This window comes from Falsiroseomonas sp. (assembly GCF_030695085.1).
Lineage (GTDB): Bacteria > Pseudomonadota > Alphaproteobacteria > Acetobacterales > Acetobacteraceae > Falsiroseomonas.
Window position 1 is genome coordinate 67,775 of record NZ_JAUYTS010000056.1, and the last position, 19,967, is coordinate 87,741.

The following is a 19,967-nucleotide window of genomic DNA, read 5'->3' on the forward strand; positions in this document are numbered from 1 at the left end:
CCGCCGGAAGCCAAGGCGGGATGAAAGGGACGAAACATCGTGCTGCGGGTCTTCCTGACACATACGCCGGAAATGCGCGGTGGCTACTACGCCGATGCCCCGCTGGCGGCGCTCCGCCAGGTGGCGGAGGTGACGCTGCATACCGGCGACGCCCCGCTCTCCGGCGCCGCGCTGGCCCAGGCCGCCGCGGGCTGCCACTGCATCGTGGCGGACCGCGCCACCGCCGGCACCGCGGAGACGTTTGCGAATGCCCCCGACCTGCTGGCCTTCCTGCGGGTTGCCGTGGATATCTCCACCATCGACGTGCCCGCCGCGTCTGCCGCCGGGGTGCTGGTGACGCAGGCGACGCCGGGCTTCGTGGACAGCGTGGCGGAACTCGCCATCGGCATGATGATCGATTTGGCGCGCGGGGTCTCGCCGCTGGCCGGCGCCTATCACCGCCATGCCCCGCCGGGGTCCCGCATGGGCACGCAGCTATCCGACAAGACGATCGGCATCCTCGGCTGGGGCCGCATCGCAAGGCGGGTGGCGGAGCTGGCGCTGGCCTTCCGGATGCGGGTGCTGGTGCACGACCCCTACAACCCGCCCGCGGCGATTCCAGGCATCACCGCCGTGCCGCTCGACCAGCTTTGGGCGGAGGCGGATTTCCTGGTGCCGCTCGCCGTCTCCACGCCGGAGACGCGGCACATCGTCGGCGCCCGCGCCTTCGCCGCCATGAAAGACGGCGCGCTGCTGGTGAACCTGTCGCGCGGAGAATTGGTCGATGAGGTGGCGCTCGCCGCCGCGCTGGATGGCGGGCGGCTGCGCGGGGCGGCCATGGATGTCGGCAGCGCGCCGGACCAGCGGCCGGACCCGGCGCTGGCGGCGCGGCCCAATGTGGTGGCGACGCCGCATATCGGCGGGCTGACACCGGAAGCGGCCGAGCACCAGGCGATGGACACGGTGCGCCAGGTGGCCGCCATCGCCGCCGGGCGAATGCCGGATGGCGCGGTGAACGCGGATGCGGCGGAGCGCCTGCGCGGCTGGTGGCAGGCCAGGGCAACCCGGTGAGGGGATTGCCGTGACGCTGCGGCGCCTGCCCCTGCCGCCCGGGCGGCAGATGATCGCGGATCTGTCCTGGGCTTCGCTCCGCGTGCCGCGCTGCACGCTGACGGCGCGGCTGGCGCTTCCGCGCGCGCTGGCCGCGCGCGCGGCGCTGCCGGCGCCGCGGCCGCCCTGGACCATCCTGTTCACCAAGGCCTTCGCCCTGGTGGCGGAGGACCAGCCCGCGTTGCGCCGCCTGCACGCCACCCTGCCGCGCCCGGCGCTGCTGGAGGCGCCGCACGCGATCGGCTGCATCGTGCTGGAACGCGAACATGCGGGGCAGCCGACCCTCGCCTTGGCCCGGTTCCGGGACGCGCATGCCACGCCGCTGGCCCGGCTGGCCGGGCAACTGCACCATGCCAAGACGGCGCCACCCACCGAATCGCGCCATTTCCACCGCCTGCTGCGCTTCGCCCGGCTGCCCTGGCCGCTGCGCCGGCTGATGCTGCGCTGGGCGCTGGCCAGCGCCACGCCGCTGCTGCGCTATGGCGGCACCTTTGCCATCTCCTCCCTCGGCAGCCGCCCGGCGGCGATCGTGGACAGCGTCAGCGTGCTGCCCTGCTTCCTGTCCTACGGCCCGATCGGCGCCGATGGCGGGGTCGAGGTGTTCCTGTCCTTCGATCATCGCGTGATGGATGGCGCCGATGGCGCCGCGGCGCTGGAAGGGCTGGAGGCGGCGATGGAAACGCTGGTGGCGGCGGAACTCGCCGCCATGGCCGAGCCTATGCTGGTGGAATAAGCGCGGCGCGAATCCACAGCGCCATCCCCACCACCCCGGCGGCCGCCAGCAGGAAGGCCACCGTGAAGCCGGCCGCGACGATGATGCCGCCGAACACCACCGACCCCAGGCTCTGGCCCAGGAACAGCGCCATGGCGAAGGCGGCCACCGCCGTGCCGCGGGCTTCCGGCAGGGCTTCCGTCGCGCGGGCCTGCAACACCCCATGCAGCATGAAGAACAGCAGCCCCACCGCGCATTGCGCCACCGCGATCATCCACCAGGCATTGGCCAGCGCAAAGACGCACAGCGCCAGCGCGATGCCGATGCCGCCCCACAGCACCAGCCCCCGCTCCCCCAGCCCGCGCAGCAGCCGCGCGGCGGTCTGGGTATAGAGCAATGACCCCAGCCCGAAGCTCGCCGCCACCGCCCCGGCGCCGGCCGCCGACAGGCCGAACCGCTCGATCAGCAGGGACGCCAGGAAGGGAAAGGCGCCGCCGAACAGCAGGAAGCCGTTGGTCCCCGCCGCCAGCAGCAACCGCCGCCCCGGCTTGCGTTCCAGGATGCGCAGGAAGCCGGACAGGCCGAGCGTGCGCCCCGCCCCCTCCGGCATCCGCCACAGCGCCGGGCCGAGGCGGAGCGCGAAGAACACCGCCATCCCCGCCGTCATCACCCCGAGTGCGAGGAACACGCTGCGCCAGCCGGCATATTCGGCCAGCGCGCCTGAGAGCGGTGCCGCCAGAAGCTGCGAGATCACCATGCCGGTCAGCAGCTTGCCGATCATCGCCTGGCGATGCTCATAGGCCACCTGGTCGCCGATATGCGCCATCAGCAGGGGGATGACGGCGGCGCAGGCGAGGCCGGCCAGCACCCGCACCATCAGCAGCGTGCCAAGCTCACCGGCGAAGGCCGCGCCGATCTGCGTGCCGGCATACAGCGCCAGCGACAGCGCCACGATCGGCATCTTGCCGAAGCGGTCGCCGAGCGGCCCCATCACAAGCTGGCCGACGCCATAGGCCAGCGCGAAGCCGCCGATCAGCGGCGCCACCCCGCCAAGACCGACGCCGAATTCGCGTGCCAGCATGGGCAGCAGCGGGTCCAGCATCCGCATGCCGCAGCCGATGGTGAAGGCGGCCAGCGCCATCAGCCAGATGGGGGGATTCATCACGAACCCGGCGGAGGGGGACCCGTCCGGCCTCATGCGCCGGCGCTGAACCTGGCACTGCGCCACCTGGCGCCCCGCCCATTCGGGCGCAGGTCACGAAACGGGGGATGGGCCAGCCTGGCTGTCGCCGCGGTGGGCCGCGGCGGGTCGCTCACGCCGCGTCCGCCTTCACCCGGCGTGCGCGTTCGCTATCCGTCTTCAACTGCCCGCAGGCGGCCGAGATGTCCCGCCCGCGCGGGCGGCGCACCGGGCTGGAATAGCCGCCGGCCTCCAGAATCTCGGCGAAGGCGCGCACGGCCTCCCCGGTGCTGGTCTTGTAGGCGCTGCCCGGCCAGGGGTTGAACGGGATCAGGTTCACCTTGGCCGGCAGGCCCTTCAGCAGGCGCACCAATTCGCGCGCTTCCGCCGGGCTGTCATTCACGCCGCGCAGCATGACGTATTCGAAGGTGATGCGCCTGGCGTTGGAGGCGCCGGGATAGCGCCGGCAGGCGGCCAACAGCTCCTCGATCGGGTATTTGCGGTTCAGCGGCACGATCTGGTCGCGCAGCTCATTCGTCACCGCATGCAGCGACACGGCGAGGTTCACATTCAGCTCGGCGCCGCATTTGTCCATCATCGGCACGACGCCGGAGGTGGACAGGGTGATGCGGCGGCGGGACAGGGCAATGCCCTCATTGTCCATCACGATCCGCATCGCCTTGGCGGTGTTCTCGTAGTTATAGAGCGGCTCGCCCATGCCCATGACGACGATATTGGACAAATGCCGCGCCGTGCCGTCCTTCGGGCTCGGCCATTCGCCGTAGCTGTCGCGGGCGCCCATGAACTGGCCGACGATCTCGGCGGCGCCCAAATTGCGCACCAGCTTCTGCGTGCCGGTGTGGCAGAAGGTGCAGGACAGGGTGCAGCCGACCTGGGTCGAGATGCAGACGGCGCCGCGATCCTCGTCGATCGAGGGGATATACACCGTCTCCACCTGCTGGCCGTCGCGGTAGCGGAACAGGAATTTGCGGGTGCCGTCGGTGCTGGTCTGCACCGCCGTCGCCTCCGGCCGCCCCACCACGAAACGCTCCGCCAGCCTGCCCTGCATCGGCTTGGCGATGGAGGGCATCTGCGTGAAATCAGTGACGCCCTGGTGGTAGATCCAGTGCCAGAGCTGCTTGGCGCGGAACGGCTTCTCGCCAATCGCGACCATCTCCGCCGCCAGCTCCTCCCGCGTCAGGCCGACCAGATCCCGCCTACCATCGGGCAGGGTGGCGGGGGGCGGGGCGAAGATCGCGGCCTTGGCCAGAATGCGCGTGCGCTCGGCTTCCGTGAGGTCAGGCCCCACCGCAACGGGGGCGGTCTGGTTCACGGCGTCAGCGGCGCCCGGCCGGGCATTCGCGGGAGATTGCCTCATAGGCCGCGGTGAAGCCGGACAGGGAGAAGGTATCGGTCACCGTCGCGCGGCCCGGACCCGGGCTGCGGACCACGGCTTCCCGCCCGGCGCGGAAGGCACCGATCAGGTTTCCGCTGCTCTGGAAGAAGGCGCTGGATTGCACGGTGCCGTAGCTGCTGAACTCATTGCTGCCGACCGTCATCTCCACCGTCGCCTGGCGCGGCAGCGGCGCGCCGAGGGAGACGGCGATCTGGTCGCGCCCGGCCGGGCGGTGCGTCACGGTCAGGGTCACGTTCTGGCGCGCCTGCGCCGCGGCACCCTCGCCACGCTGGGCGCGTGTGAAGGCGTAGCAGACCTTCTGGCCGCCTTCCTGATGCGTGGCGGCGGTCCAGGCCTGGTGCGTGCCCATGCGTTGCGGCTGCGCGCGCTGCGCCTCCGCGGCGACGGGGATGACCAGTGCGGCGAGAAGGGGAAGGGCGATGCGGACCATGCCCATTAGATACGGCGTGCCACCCCCTGCGGCAACCCGGCCCGCCCATTCCGCGCTTGTGCAGGGTTGCGTTCCGTCCATCCGGAAGGCTTCCGTTCCGCAAGGCCAGCGCATGCTCTATGCAGGCGGCGATGACCCCACGCGACGCCGCCGACAGCCAACTCGCCGCCCAATACGAGGCCTATCCCTATCCCGCGCGCGATGCGCGGGATGAGGCGAAGCGCCTTGTGGTCGGCAGCCCCTCACACCTGCGGGAGATCGATCACTGGATCTTCGGCGGCCAGCGACCCGCGGGGCAGGGGCTGCGCGTTCTGATGGCCGGCGGCGGGTCCGGCGACGGCACCATCATGCTGGCGCAACAGATGCAGAGCCTCGGCCGGCCGGGGCAGGTCACCTGGCTCGACCGCTCGGCGCAGGCGAAGCGGGTGGCGCAGGCGCGGGCGGCGGCGCGCGGGCTGGAGAATATCCGCTTCGAGGATGGCTCGCTGCTCGACCTGCCCGGCTCCGGCCTCGGGCCGTTCGACTACATCGATTGCTGCGGCGTGCTGCACCATCTGCCGGACCCGGCGGCGGGGCTGGCGGCGCTGGAATCGGTGCTGGCGCCGGGCGGCGGCCTCGGCATCATGGTCTATGCCCCGCATGGCCGCACCGGCGTCTATATGCTGCAGGACGCGCTGCGCCTGCTGGCGCCGGCCGAGGATGCGCCGCCCGACCGCGTGGAAATCGCCAAGCGCCTGTGGAAACAGGTGCCGGAGACCGCTTGGCTGCGGAAAAACCCCTGGATCGATGACCACATCAAGGGCGGCGATGCCGGGCTGTACGACCTGCTGCTGAACCCGCGCGACCGCGCCTATTCCGTGCCGCAACTGGCCGAGCTGGTGGCCGGCGCCGGCCTGCGCATCGAATGCCTGCTGGAGCCGCTGCGCTACGACCCGGACAGCTACCTGGCCGACCCCAAGCTGCGCGCCCGCGCCCGGGCGCTGGACCCGGTGGCCCGCGCCGCGCTGGCGGAGGCGATCTGCGGCAATATGGGTATCCACATCGCCTACCTGACCCGCGCGGCAGACCCGGTGCAGGCCCGCCCCTGGCAGGAGGATGCGACAGTGCCGGTGCTGCGGGAGCTGGACGGCCCCGCTTTGGCCCGCGCGCTGCGCCCGGATGGTGTGCTGCCGGTGACCTTCGACGGGCTGCGCGTGGCGGTGCCGCTGCCGCGCCTGGCCGCCGCCTTGCTGGCGCGCATCGATGGCCGCGCCAACTGGGGCGAGATCCTGGATGGCGTGGTGGCCGGCGGCGCCAGCCGGGACCAGGCGCTGCGCGACCGCGATGCGCTGGTGCAGGCGATGGAGCGGATGAACCGGCTGCTGATCGCCGCCCCGGCCTGACCCGGCGGCCGGTGATGCCTGCCGCCATCATCATCCTGGGCGCCGCGGTGCGGCAGGACGGCACGGCGAGCCCGGCGCTGCGCGCCCGGGTGCAGGCGGCGCGTGCCTGGGGCGAGCGGCAGATGCCGCCGGCCATCTACATCCCGACCGGCGCCATCGGCCGCCACCCGCCTGCCGAATCCGTCGCGATGGCTGCCATCCTGATGCAGGCCGGGGTGCCGGAGGCGCGGATTCACCAGGAACCGACCGGCACCGATACCTTCTCCTCCGTCCTCGCCTGCGTCGCGCTGCTGCGGCGCATCGGGCATCGGGGGGAGGTGCGGGTGGCGACGCATCGCTACCACCTGCCGCGCAGCCTGCTGCTGTTCCGCCTGGCCGGGGTGCCGGCCCATGCGGTGCCGCCACCGGCCGGTCCTTCGGAAACCGGCGCGCAACGGCGCTGGTTCTGGCGGATGCGGGAAGTGGCGGCGCTACCCTATGATGCGGCGCTGATGCTCTGGGCCAGGCTGCGCCGCAGGATATAGAGCCTCAGACTTCTTCCTCGCGGTCGGTCTCGACCACCAGGTCGTCGCCCAGCTCCTCATCCGCGTCATCCAGCTCCTCGGCGTCCTCGATCGCCTCGTCGCCCTCATCCGCCTCGACCTCGACGCCGTCCTCGACCTCGTTCTCGGACACGGCGGCGCGCTTCTTCACACGCTCCTCGGGCAGTGGTGCGGCGCGCTTCAGGCGCGGCTGTTCGGCCGGCTGTTCGGTGCCGCATTTCGGGCAGATCGCGGGCTGGCGCGTCAGGTCGTAGAACTTCGCGCCGCAGGACACGCAGACGCGCTTCAGTCCAAGTTCGGGCTTCGCCATGGGGAAGAAGAGCCTCGTGCCGGGCCGCGGCGACGCGCAGAAATCCGCGAGCAGCCGGGGCGTAAAGGGTGCGCGCGATTGCCACTTACCGCCCTGCATGTCAAACGCCGCCCGATGCAGCCCCCCCCCGATACCGCCCCGAAACCGCATCCCGTGGCGGGTCTGACGGGCCGCTTCACAGTGCCGGGGAACCGCTCGGTCAGCCATCTGGCGCTGATTCTGGGCGCCCTGGCCGCGGGCACCACCACCATCACCGGCCTGCTGGAAGCGCCCGATGTCCTGCGCACGGTGGCCGCGATGCGGGCATTGGGGGCCACGGTGGAAAAGGCGGCCGATGGGTCCTGGCGCGTCGCCGGGCGTGGCATTGGCGGGCTGGTGGAGCCCCATGATGTGCTGGACATGGGCGATGCCGCCGGCGCGGCGCCGCTGCTGTGCGGCTTGCTGGCGGGGCACCCCATGCTGGCGGTGGTGACCGGCGATGCGGCGCTGCGGCAGCAGCCGATGCGCCCGGTGATGGATGCGCTGGCCGCCACCGGCGCCCGCTTCGCCAGCCGCACCGGCGGCCGCCTGCCCCTGGTGGTGGAGGGCGTGGCGGAGCCGCTGCCGCTGGATACCGTGCTGCCCGCCGCCTTCGCCGAATTGAAGACCGCCTGCCTGCTGGCCGGCCTCTGTGCCCGCGGCACCACAAGGGTGCGGGAGCCAGCCGGGTCGCCCGACGATGCGGAACATCTGCTGCGGCATTTCGGCGCCACGCTGCGGGTCTCGCCCGATGGGCCGGGCCGGCTGGTCGAGCTGGATGGCCAGCCGGAGCTGGTCGCGGCCACCGTCGCGGTGCCCGGCGATGCCTTCGCCGCCGCCGTGCTCGTGGTGGCGGCGCTGCTGGTGCCGGGTTCCGCCATCACCCTTCGCCATGTCGGCCTGAACCCGCACTATGCCGGCCTGTTCCAGGCGCTGCGCGAGATGGGGGCGGAGATCATCGCGGAGGACCCGCGGCAGCCATGCGGGATGCCGGTGGCCGACCTGCATGTCCGCGCCTCGGCGCTGCGCGGGATCGACCTGGCGGCGGGGCACGCGGCCGATGCCGCGCCGCTGCTGGCCGCCGCCGCCGCCTGCGCCCGCGGCACCACGCGGCTGCGCGGGCTGGACGATGCTTCCGCCATCGCCGCGATGCTCGCCGCCGCCGGAATCCGGCATGAGGTGGAGGGGCTCGATCTGCTGGTGCATGGTGGCGGCGTGCCGCCGGAAGGCGGCGGCCTGGTGGAGACACGGATGGACCATCGCCTTGCCTTGTCCGCGCTTGTGCTGGGCCTGGCCGCCCGCCGACCGCTGCGGATCGATGACAGCGCCTGCATCGAGGCTGCCTTCCCCGGCTTCACCCGGTTGATCGAGACCTCGGCGGGCCGGGCATGACCGCTCTTCTGGTGATTGCGGTGGACGGCCCGGCCGCCGCCGGCAAGGGCACGCTGGCGCGGCGCCTGGCCGCGGAGCTGGGGCTGCCCTATCTGGATACCGGCCTGCTGTACCGGGCCGTGGGCCGCCGGCTGCTGGATGCGGGCGCCGACCCGGCCGATCCGGCCGCCGCCACGGAACAGGCCCAGGCCCTGACAGCCGCCGACCTCGCCCGCGGCGATCTGCGCGGCCCGGCGGCGGATATGGCCGCCAGCGCGGTGGCCGCGATTCCCGCCGTGCGCGCCGCGCTGCTGGATTGGCAACGGGATTTCGGCCGGCGCCACGGCGCCGTGCTGGATGGGCGGGATATCGGCACGGTGGTGTTCCCGGAAGCACCGGTGAAGCTGTTCGTCAGCGCCAGCCCGGAGGAACGCGCCCGCCGCCGCTGGCTGGAAATGCGCGGCCGCGGCCAGGCGGCGGAGCTGGCGCAGGTGGAGGCGGACCTCCGGGCGCGGGATGCGCAGGACAGCGCGCGCACCGTGGCGCCACTGAAGCCGGCCGAGGATGCCGCCCTGCTGGACACCACGACACTCGATGCCGAAGCGGCGTTCCAGGCGGCGCTTTCCGTGGTCCGCGCGCGCCTGCCGCAAGGGCTGCCCCAAGGGGAAGGCCTGGATTCCGCTTGACTCCACGGGGCGGACGGGCCTACCCGCTGCCTCGTGATCCGCACGCCCGCAACGGCGGCGGTGCCCTTGCCCGGGGGAATGGTGGCGGAATTCGGGGCTTCGGCACCGCACCGCAGGCCACCGCCAAGCCGGGGCCGGAATGGACGCTCCGTCATGTCGTTCGCAAGCCGAGGGTCGGCTGTGCATCCGGAATCGATCCCGAGGGACGGCCGGTGCTGCATACCGGCCACGTCGTGTCCGCGGCAGGGATGAAACCCGGGCCGTGGGGGCGCATACCCCATGCCCCACGATTGGGGCATCTGATCGGGAAACAACCGTTACATGGCAAGCGCCACCGCCTTCGCTGATCCGGGCGAAGATTTCGCCGCCCTCCTCGACGCCACGCTGGGTGAGAACACCTCCTTCCACGGTTCCGTCATTTCCGGGAAGGTCATCCGTATCGATGACGATTTCGCCGTCGTCGATGTCGGTCTGAAGTCCGAGGGCCGCGTCCCCCTCAAGGAATTTGCCCCCCCGGGCCAGAAGCCGGAAATCAAGGTCGGCGACGTCATCGAGCTGTTCGTCGAACGCTACGAGGACCGCGACGGCGCGATCATCCTGTCGCGTGAGAAGGCCCGCCGCGAGGAAGCCTGGACCAACCTGGAGAAGTCCTTCACGGCGCAGCAGCGCGTGAACGGCGTGATCTTCGGCCGCGTCAAGGGCGGCTTCACCGTCGACCTCGGCGGCGCAGTGGCCTTCCTGCCGGGCAGCCAGGTGGACATTCGCCCGGTGCGCGACGTGACCCCGCTGATGGGCAGCCCGCAGCCCTTCCAGATCCTCAAGATGGACCGCGCCCGCGGCAACATCGTCGTCAGCCGCCGTGCGGTGCTGGAGGAGACGCGCGCCGAACAGCGCAGCGAGCTGATCCAGGGCCTCAAGGAAGGCATGGTGCTCGACGGCGTGGTCAAGAACATCACCGACTACGGTGCGTTCGTGGACCTCGGCGGCGTGGACGGCCTGCTGCATGTCACCGACATCGCCTGGCGCCGGATCAACCACCCGAGCGAGGCGCTGACCATCGGCCAGGCCGTGAAGGTGCAGGTCATCCGGTTCAACCCGGAGACGCAGCGCATCAGCCTCGGCATGAAGCAGCTGATGTCCGACCCCTGGGAAGGTGTCGCCATCAAGTATCCGGTCAACGGCAAGTTCAGCGGCCGCGTGACGAACATCACCGACTACGGCGCCTTCGTGGAGCTGGAGCCGGGCGTCGAGGGCCTCGTGCACGTGTCCGAGATGTCCTGGACCAAGAAGAACGTCCATCCGGGCAAGATCGTCGCCACTTCGCAGGAAGTCGACGTTCTCATCCTGGACGTGGACGGTCCGAAGCGCCGGATTTCGCTGGGCCTCAAGCAGGCGCAGGGCAATCCGTGGGAGCTGTTCGCGGAAGCCAACCCGCCCGGCACCATCATCGAGGGCGAGATCCGCAACATCACCGAGTTCGGGCTGTTCGTCGGCCTGGGTCCGGACCTGGATGGCATGGTCCACATGTCCGACCTCTCCTGGGATCTCCCGGGCGAGCAGGCGATGGCCAACTTCGAGAAGGGCACCAACGTCAAGGCCAAGGTGCTTGATGTGGATGTCGAGAAGGAGCGCATCTCGCTCGGCGTCAAGCAGCTCGAGGCCGATCCGGCCGCCGAAGTGCTGGACCGGATCAAGAAGGGTGATGTCGTCACCTGCACCGTGACGAAGATCGAGCCGAACGGCATCGAGGTGAAGGTCGACGAGGTCCTGATCGGCTTCATCCGCCGCGCCGAGCTGGCGCGCGACCGTGGCGACCAGCGCCCCGACCGCTTCGCCGTGGGCGAGAAGGTCGATGCGAAGATCACCGCCGTCGACCGTGCCGGCCGCCGCCTGGCCCTGACCATCAAGGGCAAGGAAGTGGAGGAGGAGCGCGAGGCGGTCCGTGAATACGGCACCACCGACAGCGGCGCCTCGCTCGGCGACATCCTGGGTGCGGCGATCCGTCGCCGGAACCAGGGCGGCGAGGAGTAACCAAGCCTTGGCTGCGCTCGATCCCGCCGGGATCGAGCGCGACCATTGCCTTTGTCATCCGCGTGAAGCGGCCGACCTTGCCTTCGTCTTCGGCAACCGCATCGCGGTGCCGGGGATGGCGGCGGCGGCCGCTTCGCTGTTTCTGGACGGGCTGGTGCCCCGCATCCTGGTCTCCGGCGGCGCCACGCCCGGTGGGCCCGGCACCGAGGCGGACGCGATCGGCGCCGCCATCCTCGCCCTCGGCGTTCCACGGGACGCATTGCTGCTGGAAGGCAGGGCGACCCATACGGGCGAGAACGTCACCCTCTCCCTGCCCATCCTGGCCAGGGCCGGGCTGCTGAACTCGGGAAGAATTGTCTGCGTCGGGCTGTTCTGCACCGGCCGCCGCTATGCCATGACGCTGCACCACCACTGGCCGGCACCGGCGAAACGGTGCCTGCCGGTGGAATACGGTCCGGTCCGGCGCGGCATCTGGCATCTGCACCCCGCAGCGCGCGCCCGCGTGCTGGGGGAGGCGGCGCAAGTGCCTGCCTATCGCGCCGCCGGCTTCATCGCGCCCTGGCCAAGCGCCAGCGCGCCCACCAAGTGATCGCACCATGTCCCTCGATGCCGACCTCCTGCTCGATCGCCGCCGGCTGAAGCGCCGGCTTTCCCTGTGGCGTGCCGCCGCCGTGCTGGCGGTGGCCGCCGTGGTGCTGGCTTTCACCCTGGGCGACCGCCGCGCCGGCGGCCTGCTGCCCGGCGTGGCCGGCGCGCATGTCGCCCGCCTCACCCTGTCCGGCTTCATCAGCGACGACCGCAAGCTGATCGAGGAGCTGGACCGGCTGCGGCGCAGCGATGCGGTGCGCGCCGTGGTGGTGGCGATCGACAGCCCCGGCGGCAGCGTGGCGGGGGGCGAGGGGCTGCATGCCGCGCTGACCCGGATGGCGGCGGTCAAGCCGGTGGTCGCCGTGATGGGCGGTACCGCGGCATCCGCCGGCTACATGGTGGCGCTGCCGGCGCAGCGGGTCTTTGCCCGCAACGCCACCGTCACCGGCTCCATCGGCGTGATCCTGCAAAGCTTCGACGTGACCGGCCTGCTCGCCTGGATCGGCGTGAATGCGGAGACCATCGCCTCCGGCCGCTTCAAGGACCAGCCCAGCCCGTTCCGTCCGCTGACCGAGGAAGGCCGCGCCGAGCTGGCCCGGGTGGTGCAGGACCTGCACACGCAATTCGTGATGATGGTGGCCGAAGGCCGCCAGATGGACCCCGTCCGGGTGCAGGAAATCGCCGATGGCCGCGTCTTCACGGGGCGGGAGGCGCTGGCGCTCGGCCTGGTGGATGCCCTGGGCGGCGAGGCCGAGGCGCGTGCCTGGCTGGCCGAGACCCGCGGCGTGTCGGAGACGCTGCCGGTGCGGGACATCGAAATCCGCGGCCTTGCGGAACGGACCTTTGGCTCGGTGTTGGGGTTCTTCACGAAAAGCATTGCGGATGAATGGGTTGGCGTTGACCGCGTGCGCGCGCTTTGGCAGCCTTCGCTCTAGAACCAGAACTTCCGGGCAGACGCGATTCCGATGTGGACCGCAGCGCCCCGGGGGTAGGGGCGCCGAGGATCAAGATGACCAGGTCGGAACTGATCGCGCAGCTCGCCACGGCCAACCCGCATCTGCGGCAGCCGGATGTGGAGCTGATCGTCACCACCATCTTCGATGAGATCATCGGCGCCCTGGCGCGCGGGGACCGGGTGGAGCTGCGCGGCTTCGGCGCCTTCTCCACCAAGCGGCGCGACCCGCGCACCGGCCGCAACCCGCGCACCGGCACGGCGGTGGCGGTGGACGGCAAGGCGGTGCCCTATTTCAAGCCGGGCAAGGAATTGCGGGAACGGGTGAATGGCGGGCCGTTGCAGGACCCGCCGCGCCGGCCGCGCGCCACGGCGGCCGCCGCGAAGGCGTGACGCCAGCGCTCGTGCGCCGCGGGGCGCTTCCGTTACCGTCTCGCGGCGGCTAGGACAGGTCGCGAAGATCGGAGAGGCTTCCCATGCGCTGGCTGTTGTTCCTGCCGCTGCTCATCCTCCTCGCGCTGTTCGCGCTGTCCAACATGCAGGAGGTCCAGCTCCGGCTGTGGCCCCTGGACCTGGCCTGGGCGGCGCCGCTCGGCGTGGCGGTGCTGGTGCTGTCCGGCTTCGGCTTCGTGCTCGGCGCCTTCATCGCCTGGGCCGCCGCCCTGCCGGCCCGCCGCCGCGCGCGCGAAGTGACGCAGGCGGCGAAGCTGCTGGAGGCGGAGCTCGCCGTGCTGAAGGCGCGCGAAGCCCAGGCCCGGCATGCGGGTGCACCGCAGCCGATGCAGATCACCCTGCCGGCGGCCCACTGAGCATGCGCCGTTGCGGGTTGTGCGTGGCGCTGGATGCGCCGGATCTCACCATGGCCGAGGCCTGGGCCGGCGCCGTCGCGCCGCATGCCGGGTTGTTGAAGGTGGGGCTGGAATTGTTCGCGGCCGAAGGCGGCGCGGCGGTGCGCCGGATTGCGGCGCACCGGCCCGTCTTCCTCGATGTGAAGTTGCACGACATTCCGAACACGGTGGCCGGCGCCATCCGGTCCCTGGCGCCGCTCGGCCCGGCCTGGATCACGGTGCATGCCGCGGGTGGCGCGGCGATGGTGGAAGCGGCACGCAAGGCAGCGGAAGACGCGGGCGGGGCCGCGCGGCCGCGCATCCTGGCGGTGACGGTGCTGACCAGCCTGGACGCGGCGGCGCTGTCCGCCACCGGGGTTGCTGGCGGCCCGGTGCAGCAGGTGCTGCGGCTGGCCCGGCTGGCGATGGCGGCGGGGGCCGATGGGCTGGTCTGCTCGCCGCGGGAAGTGCGGCCGATCCGCGATGCGCTGGGCGAATTGCCGGTGCTGGTGGTGCCCGGCGTGCGCCCCGCCGGCAGCGCGGCGGATGACCAGGCGCGCACCGCGACGCCGGAACAGGTGGCGCGCGACGGTGCGGATTGGATCGTGGTCGGCCGGCCGATCACCCAGGCGGGCGACCCGGGGGCTGCCGCCCAGGCCATCGCGCAGGCGCTGGGCTGAGGCGATGCAGGTCAAGATCTGCGGCATCAAGGATGTGGCGGGGCTGCAGGCGGTGCGCGCCGCCGGGGCGGAGATGTGCGGCCTGGTGTTCTTCCCGCCCTCCCCCCGCGCGCTGACGCCGGCCGAGGCCGCGGCGCTTTCGGCCGCCGTGCCGGGCGGGCCGCAGCGGGTCGGGCTGTTCGTGGACCCGACGGATGCGCTGATCGAGAGCGTGCTGGCGGCGCTGCAGCTCGACATCATCCAGCTGCATGGCGAGGAATCTCCCGCCCGCTGTGCCGAGGTACGGCAAAAATTCGGCCGGCCGGTGATGAAGGCGCTGGGCATTGCCAGCGCGGCGGATCTGGATGCGCTGGCGGCCTTTGCGCCCGCCGTGGACCGCTTCCTGCTGGACGCCAAGGCGCCGCCCGGCGCGCCGCTGCCCGGCGGCAACGCCGCGCCCTTCGACTGGACGCTGACCGCCAGCCGCAGCATCGCGCGCCCCTGGCTGCTGGCGGGCGGGCTGACGCCGGCCAATGTGGCACAGGCCATCGCCGCCAGCGGGGCGCCGGGGGTCGATGTCTCCTCCGGTGTCGAGGCTGCGCGCGGGGTGAAGGACCCGGCGCGCATCGCCGCCTTCGTGGCGGCCGCGAAGGCGGCGTGAGCCGACCCGCCGCCGGAGGCGGCAGGGTCTCGCCAATCGCCGCAGGCGGCAGAATCAGACCCGCTTTGCCGGCGGATGCACCGGCAATCGGTGACATGCACGCCCGATCCTGGGCCGAGACCTATCCCGGCCTGGTACCGGACGCCCTGCTGGCCGAGATGACGGACCCCGCCCAGCGCCGCGCCGCCTGGGCGCGCAACCTTGCGGCGCCGCTGCTGCCGGGTGGCACGCTGGTGGCGGAGGAAGCGGGCGCGATCCTCGGCTTCGTCTCCGTCTGCGCGGCGCGGGATGCGGCGCTGGGCGCCTCCGGCGAAATCTCCGGCCTTTATCTGCTGCGCGCGGCGCAGGGGCGCGGCCTGGGGCGGGCGCTGCTGGGGGCGGGGGCGCGGGTGCTGCTGTCGGCGGGGCATCGCTCCGCCGGGGCCTGGGCGCTGGATGCGAATGCCCGCGCACGCGGCTTCTACGCCGCCACCGGCGCCGCGCCCGGCACCAGCCAGGTGGGCTGGCATGGCGAGATCCCGGTGGCGGAGACCGCCTGGGTCTGGTCAGACCTGCGCCGCGTGACCAGTTGAAGCTACAGCCATTTCATCCTGCCTGGGGCACGGCGAAGCGCTTCCAGCTTGTTGTTTCGCCGGATTTTCCGGGTCCTCAGGCGATACCGCCTGACCGGAAAATGCTCTAGACCCCTGTCGGCCCCTCCCTGCCGGACCAAGACCAGGCCCAATTCCAGGACATCGCCCCGTGAACCAGCAGCCGCCCCCCAATTCCTTCCGCCAGGGCCCCGATGCCCGCGGCCGCTTCGGCACCTTCGGTGGCCGCTTCGTCGCCGAGACGCTGATGCCGCTGATCCTGGAGGTCGAGGCCGCCTATGAGGGCAGCAAGACCGACAAGGTCTTCCAGGATGAATGGCGCCGCCTGCTGAAGGATTATGTGGGCCGCCCCAGCCCGCTGTGGTTCGCCGAGCGCTTCACCACCCATCTGCGGAAAAACGCCGCGCCCGGCATGGGCGCCAAGGTGTATTTCAAGCGGGATGAGCTGAACCACACCGGCGCGCACAAGATCAACGCCGTGCTCGGCCAGATCCTGCTGGCCAAGAAGATGGGCAAGACCCGCATCATCGCGGAGACCGGCGCCGGCCAGCATGGCGTGGCGACGGCCACCGCCTGCGCGCTGATGGACCTGCCCTGCGTCGTCTATATGGGCGCGACGGATGTGGAGCGGCAGCAGCCCAACGTCTTCCGCATGAAGCTGCTGGGCGCGGAGGTGGTGCCCGTGACCTCCGGCGCCGCGACGCTGAAGGATGCGATGAATGAGGGCCTGCGGGACTGGGTCGCGAATGTCAGCGACACCTATTACTGCATCGGCACCGTCGCCGGCCCGCACCCCTACCCCGCCATGGTGCGCGATTTCCAATCCGTGATCGGCATCGAGGCGAAGGCCCAGATGGTGGAGGCCGAGGGCCGGCTGCCGGATGTGCTGGTGGCGGCCGTAGGCGGTGGCAGCAATGCCATGGGGCTGTTCTACCCGTTCCTGGACGATCCGAGCGTGGCGATGGTCGGCGTGGAAGCCGCCGGGCGCGGCCTCGATTCCGGCGAACACGCCGCGGCGCTGTCGCGCGGCCGTCCGGGCGTGCTGCATGGCAACCGCACCTACCTGCTGCAGGATGGCGACGGCCAGATCACGGAGGCGCATTCCATCTCCGCCGGGCTGGACTACCCCGGCGTCGGGCCGGAGCATTCCTGGCTGCATGAACTCGGCCGCGTGACCTATTCCGGCGTGACGGATGATGAGGCGCTGGAGGCTTTCCAGCTCTGCTCGCGGCTGGAGGGCATCATCCCGGCGCTGGAGCCGGCGCATGCGCTGGCCGAGGTGATGAAGATGGCGCCCAAGATGCCGGCGGACAAAATCATCCTGATGAATCTGTGCGGCCGTGGCGACAAGGACATCTTCACCGTCGCGAAGCACCTGGGCGAGAACATCTGACATGTCGCGCATTGCCACGAAGTTTGCGGCGCTGAAGGCGCAGGGGCGCGGCGCGCTCATCCCGTTCCTGGAAGCGTTCGATCCGGACCGTGAGACCGCCATGGCGATCCTGCGCGGCATGCCCGCGGCGGGCGCCGACCTGATCGAGATCGGCGTGCCCTTCACCGACCCGATGGCGGATGGCCCGACCGTGCAGAAGGCCGGCCAGCGCGGGTTGAAGGCGGGCGCGACGCTGGGCGGGGCGCTCGGCATGGTGACCGAATTCCGCGAAGCCGATGCGGAGACGCCCATCATCCTGATGGGCTACTTCAACCCGATCCTGTCCTATGGCGTGGCGAAGTTCTGCGCGGACGCGGCGGAAGCGGGCGTGGATGGGCTGATCGTGGTGGATGTGCCGCCCGAGGAAGCCGATGAACTGGCGCCCGATGCCACCGCCAATGGCCTCGACCTGATCCGGCTGGTCGCCCCCACCACGGGGGATGAGCGCCTGCCGAAGGTTCTCTCGGCCACCACCGGCTTCGTCTACTACGTGGCGATCACCGGCATCACCGGCACCCGCAGCGCCAGCACGGATGACCTGGCCGCCGCCATCCCGCGGATCCGGAAGTTCACCGACCTGCCGATCGCCATCGGCTTCGGGGTGCGGTCGCCGCAGCAGGCGGGGGAGGCATCCCGCATCGCCGATGGCGCGGTGGTGGCCTCCGCGCTGATCGAGGGGCTGCTCGCCAGCCTGGATGCCGAGGGCCGCGCCACGCCGGCCACGGTGCCGGCGGTGCTGGACCGGGTGCGGGAGTTGGCGGAGGCTGTGCGCGGGGGGTAGGCCCCCCGGGGGGGAAGCCATGGCTGCCAGCAACGATCCGAAGGCGCTTCTGCAGGCCCTTTATGCGGAGATGGCGCCGCAACACCTGTTCCCGCTGTGGGAGGTGCTGCACGCGCTGGTCACGCCGCAGCCGGCCTCCCCGGTCCAGCCGCACCTCTGGCACTACGATACGGCGCGCGGCCACCTGCTGCGCGCCGGAGACCTGATCACCGCGGAACAGGCCGAGCGCCGCGTGCTGATCCTGGAAAATCCCGGCCTGCCCGGCACCTCCTCCGTCACCACCAGCCTCTATGCCGGGCTGCAGTTGATCCTGCCCGGAGAGGTCGCGCCCTGCCATCGCCACACGCAATGCGCGCTGCGCTTCGTGATGGAGGGCGATGGCGCCTTCACCGCGCTGGATGGCGAAAAGGCGGTGATGCGCCCCTTCGACCTGGTGCTGACGCCGAACTGGCAGTGGCATGACCACGGCAATGCCAGCGCCGCGCCGATGATCTGGCTGGATGGGCTGGATATTCCCACCGTGCGCCATTTCGCCGCCAGCTTCGCGGAGCGCCTGCCGGATGGCGCCATGGCCCACCCGGAAACCGCACCGCCCGGGGATACCGCCGCCCGCTACGGCCGCAACCTGCGGCCCTTCGGCAACACGCTGGCGGCACGGCGCCCCCGGAACCTGCCGCTGTTCCACTACCCCTACGCCGATTGGCGCGACAGCCTGGCCGCGATGGCGCGCGCCGGCGACCCGGACCCGCATTTCGGCCATGCGCTGGAATTCGTGAACCCGGCCGATGGCGGCCCGGTGATGCCGACCATCGCCGCCCATGTCCGCCTGCTGCCCGCCGGATTCACCACCCGCACCCGCCAGGCGACGGATGCGATGGTGCTGGTGGTGGTGGAGGGCACCGGCACCGCGACCCTCGCCGGCACCGCCTTCGCCCTGGCACCGCGCGACCTGCTGGTGGTGCCGTCCTGGGCCGCGCTGACGCTCTCGGCCGAGAGCGAGCTGGTGCTGTTCGGCTATTCCGATGCCGCCGCGCAGCAGAAGCTGGGCCTATGGCGGGAGGCGCGGCTGTAGCGGCGGCAACCCCGCGCAACGGCGAGCGTTACGACTCCTCACAGAGGGGAGCCATTTCCATGCCCAACCACAGCAACGGCCCGAAGCCCATCAGCGACCATGAGCGCGGCGTGATGGATACCTTCCCGGCCAGCGATCCGCTCTCCGACACCGCGACGCAGGGCCCGCGCGCCGTGCCGGCGGGGGAGGATCATCCCTCCAAGCATGTTCCCGATGCGGTCACCGTCTCGCGCCACTTCAAGGACCATGAAACCGCCAAGCTGGCGCTGGAGGCGCTGGTTCGCAGCGTGCCGCTGGATCGCAGCGCGACGGAGCTGACCGGCGCCGAACTGCGCCTCAGCGTGCCGCGCGACGATGCGAAGCGCATCGAGGCCATGCTGCAATCGGTCTGAACGCGGGCCTCGCCGGCCTCACGCCATGAAGCGGGCGTCGCGCTGCGTCGCCAATTCCTGGTAGGCGGCCCGCACCGCGACCGGGCCATGCAGGCGTTCCAGCCGGCGGACGGTGAAATGACCTTCCGCGATGCCGCGGAAATGCTCCAGGAAGGCGAGGTTCACCGCCGCCCCCGCCGCCGCGCCGATCACCGGCGCGGCCTGGGCCGAGAGCTTCAGCGCCACCGGCCCGCCGAAGCGCGCGGCGATGCTGCCGAGGAAACCCGGCAGCATCACGCCCGCCAGGCCCTTGCCCACCGCGCCCTTCAACGCCTCCGCCAGTGCCAGGCGCACGGCGAAATAGCCGGATTCAGCCGCATCATCCCGCTGGTCCCGGCCGCCGAGGGCGAAGACCTTCAGGCATTCGGCGGCGATCAACGGATCGCCCAGCTGCTCCCCATTCGCTTCCGCCACGGCGGCGATCTGGCGCAGCAGCAGGGTGGTGGAGACCGGCAATTCCACCAGCGTGCCCGGCAGCCCGAAGGCCCCGCCTGCCGCACCGGCCGCCGCGGCCAGGCCGCGATGGAACCAGGCGGCGGGCAGCGGCGTGGGGTTGGCCGAGGGCTGCGCCCGCAGCGCCGCCTGCATGGCGCTCGACAGGGCGCGCTTCACCGCACCATCCAGCAACACCTGCGCCCCGGCCGGCAGCCGGTTCTTCAGCGCCTCGATCGGCATGCCGATGGTGGCGGAGAAGCGGGCGGCGAGGGAGACATCCTCCAGCTGCGCCACGGCGCGCGCCAGCTCGGCGCGGATTTCGGGCGGCAGGGTATCGGGGGGCGGGGGGGCGAGCGTGATGGACATGGGGC

At 71.5% G+C, this 19,967-nt stretch carries 23 protein-coding genes; 18 read left to right on the forward strand and 5 right to left on the reverse strand.

Features of this window, described 5'->3' with window-relative positions; all coding sequences use genetic code 11:
* Positions 1–39 precede the first annotated feature (39 nt).
* Together Q8S40_RS06535 and Q8S40_RS06540 are read left to right on the forward strand one after the other, a co-directional pair.
* Positions 40–1,050 (forward strand): NAD(P)-dependent oxidoreductase, encoded by a 1,011-nt coding sequence (locus Q8S40_RS06535; protein ID WP_305669739.1) that lies wholly within the window; start codon positions 40–42, stop codon positions 1,048–1,050.
* A gap of 10 nt (positions 1,051–1,060) precedes the next feature.
* Complete coding sequence (locus Q8S40_RS06540; RefSeq protein WP_305669740.1) at positions 1,061–1,822, forward strand: hypothetical protein; 762 nt, start codon at positions 1,061–1,063, stop codon at positions 1,820–1,822.
* Here Q8S40_RS06540 and Q8S40_RS06545 read toward each other — a convergent pair.
* The 3 genes from Q8S40_RS06545 to Q8S40_RS06555 all read right to left on the reverse strand — a co-directional run bounded on the left by Q8S40_RS06545 (position 1,806) and on the right by Q8S40_RS06555 (position 4,828).
* Complete coding sequence (locus tag Q8S40_RS06545) at positions 1,806–2,963, reverse strand: MFS transporter (RefSeq protein ID WP_304812499.1); 1,158 nt, start codon at positions 2,961–2,963, stop codon at positions 1,806–1,808. The two genes, Q8S40_RS06540 and Q8S40_RS06545, sit on opposite strands and share 17 nt — an antisense overlap.
* Positions 2,964–3,114: 151 nt before the next feature.
* On the reverse strand, positions 3,115–4,359 hold the full coding sequence (rlmN, locus tag Q8S40_RS06550; RefSeq protein WP_371136810.1) for a 23S rRNA (adenine(2503)-C(2))-methyltransferase RlmN: 1,245 nt from the start codon (positions 4,357–4,359) through the stop codon (positions 3,115–3,117).
* Positions 4,319–4,828 carry an invasion associated locus B family protein gene (locus Q8S40_RS06555; protein ID WP_305669742.1) on the reverse strand — a complete coding sequence of 170 codons (510 nt, stop codon included), beginning with the start codon at positions 4,826–4,828 and terminating at the stop codon, positions 4,319–4,321. The genes rlmN and Q8S40_RS06555 overlap by 41 nt, the downstream gene beginning before the upstream one ends.
* 131 nt (positions 4,829–4,959) lie before the next feature.
* Between Q8S40_RS06555 and Q8S40_RS06560 the strand changes: the two genes are divergently transcribed.
* Both Q8S40_RS06560 and Q8S40_RS06565 read left to right on the forward strand, forming a co-directional pair.
* Positions 4,960–6,210, forward strand: coding sequence for a bifunctional 2-polyprenyl-6-hydroxyphenol methylase/3-demethylubiquinol 3-O-methyltransferase UbiG (locus tag Q8S40_RS06560; RefSeq protein WP_305669743.1), 1,251 nt, complete (start codon positions 4,960–4,962; stop codon positions 6,208–6,210).
* A gap of 14 nt (positions 6,211–6,224) precedes the next feature.
* Positions 6,225–6,734 carry a YdcF family protein gene (locus Q8S40_RS06565; protein WP_304812488.1) on the forward strand — a complete coding sequence of 170 codons (510 nt, stop codon included), beginning with the start codon at positions 6,225–6,227 and terminating at the stop codon, positions 6,732–6,734.
* Positions 6,735–6,738: 4 nt separating this feature from the next.
* On the opposite strand, the gene Q8S40_RS06570 is transcribed toward Q8S40_RS06565, so the two are convergent.
* The gene (locus Q8S40_RS06570) at positions 6,739–7,062 is read right to left on the reverse strand and encodes a TIGR02300 family protein (RefSeq protein WP_304812485.1); all 324 of its coding nucleotides are present in this window, start codon (positions 7,060–7,062) and stop codon (positions 6,739–6,741) included.
* Between the two features lie 114 nt (positions 7,063–7,176).
* On the opposite strand from Q8S40_RS06570, the gene Q8S40_RS06575 reads away from it, so the two are divergent.
* From Q8S40_RS06575 to Q8S40_RS06640, 14 genes are all read left to right on the forward strand, one after another.
* Positions 7,177–8,472, forward strand: coding sequence for a 3-phosphoshikimate 1-carboxyvinyltransferase (locus Q8S40_RS06575; RefSeq protein WP_305669744.1), 1,296 nt, complete (start codon positions 7,177–7,179; stop codon positions 8,470–8,472).
* Complete coding sequence (cmk, locus tag Q8S40_RS06580; protein WP_305669745.1) at positions 8,469–9,137, forward strand: (d)CMP kinase; 669 nt, start codon at positions 8,469–8,471, stop codon at positions 9,135–9,137. The genes Q8S40_RS06575 and cmk overlap by 4 nt, the downstream gene beginning before the upstream one ends.
* Positions 9,138–9,458: 321 nt before the next feature.
* A complete protein-coding gene (rpsA, locus tag Q8S40_RS06585) occupies positions 9,459–11,168 on the forward strand; it encodes a 30S ribosomal protein S1 (protein WP_304812477.1) in 1,710 nt (569 codons plus the stop codon).
* A 7-nt stretch (positions 11,169–11,175) separates the two neighbouring features.
* Positions 11,176–11,757, forward strand: coding sequence for an ElyC/SanA/YdcF family protein (locus tag Q8S40_RS06590; protein ID WP_305669746.1), 582 nt, complete (start codon positions 11,176–11,178; stop codon positions 11,755–11,757).
* Positions 11,758–11,764: 7 nt separating this feature from the next.
* Positions 11,765–12,691: a signal peptide peptidase SppA gene (gene sppA / locus Q8S40_RS06595; RefSeq protein WP_305669747.1), complete on the forward strand. Its 927-nt coding sequence runs from the start codon at positions 11,765–11,767 to the stop codon at positions 12,689–12,691.
* Between the two features lie 74 nt (positions 12,692–12,765).
* Positions 12,766–13,101 (forward strand): integration host factor subunit beta, encoded by a 336-nt coding sequence (gene ihfB / locus Q8S40_RS06600; RefSeq protein ID WP_304812471.1) that lies wholly within the window; start codon positions 12,766–12,768, stop codon positions 13,099–13,101.
* Between the two features lie 83 nt (positions 13,102–13,184).
* Entirely contained in the window at positions 13,185–13,517 is a 333-nt protein-coding gene (locus Q8S40_RS06605; RefSeq protein ID WP_304812469.1) for a lipopolysaccharide assembly protein LapA domain-containing protein, read from the forward strand.
* 2 nt (positions 13,518–13,519) lie between these two features.
* A complete protein-coding gene (pyrF, locus tag Q8S40_RS06610; RefSeq protein WP_305669748.1) occupies positions 13,520–14,215 on the forward strand; it encodes an orotidine-5'-phosphate decarboxylase in 696 nt (231 codons plus the stop codon).
* A 4-nt stretch (positions 14,216–14,219) separates the two neighbouring features.
* On the forward strand, positions 14,220–14,855 hold the full coding sequence (locus Q8S40_RS06615) for a phosphoribosylanthranilate isomerase (RefSeq protein WP_305669749.1): 636 nt from the start codon (positions 14,220–14,222) through the stop codon (positions 14,853–14,855).
* 95 nt (positions 14,856–14,950) lie between these two features.
* Positions 14,951–15,427 (forward strand): GNAT family N-acetyltransferase, encoded by a 477-nt coding sequence (locus tag Q8S40_RS06620; RefSeq protein ID WP_305669750.1) that lies wholly within the window; start codon positions 14,951–14,953, stop codon positions 15,425–15,427.
* A 169-nt stretch (positions 15,428–15,596) separates the two neighbouring features.
* Positions 15,597–16,838: a tryptophan synthase subunit beta gene (trpB, locus tag Q8S40_RS06625; RefSeq protein ID WP_305669751.1), complete on the forward strand. Its 1,242-nt coding sequence runs from the start codon at positions 15,597–15,599 to the stop codon at positions 16,836–16,838.
* A 1-nt stretch (position 16,839) separates the two neighbouring features.
* The gene (gene trpA, locus Q8S40_RS06630) at positions 16,840–17,658 is read left to right on the forward strand and encodes a tryptophan synthase subunit alpha (RefSeq protein ID WP_305669752.1); all 819 of its coding nucleotides are present in this window, start codon (positions 16,840–16,842) and stop codon (positions 17,656–17,658) included.
* A 19-nt stretch (positions 17,659–17,677) separates the two neighbouring features.
* Entirely contained in the window at positions 17,678–18,730 is a 1,053-nt protein-coding gene (gtdA, locus tag Q8S40_RS06635) for a gentisate 1,2-dioxygenase (protein ID WP_305669753.1), read from the forward strand.
* A 59-nt stretch (positions 18,731–18,789) separates the two neighbouring features.
* Positions 18,790–19,122: a hypothetical protein gene (locus tag Q8S40_RS06640; RefSeq protein ID WP_304812453.1), complete on the forward strand. Its 333-nt coding sequence runs from the start codon at positions 18,790–18,792 to the stop codon at positions 19,120–19,122.
* An 18-nt stretch (positions 19,123–19,140) separates the two neighbouring features.
* On the opposite strand, the gene Q8S40_RS06645 is transcribed toward Q8S40_RS06640, so the two are convergent.
* A complete protein-coding gene (locus Q8S40_RS06645; protein WP_304812452.1) occupies positions 19,141–19,962 on the reverse strand; it encodes an EcsC family protein in 822 nt (273 codons plus the stop codon).
* Positions 19,963–19,967: the final 5 nt, after the last annotated feature.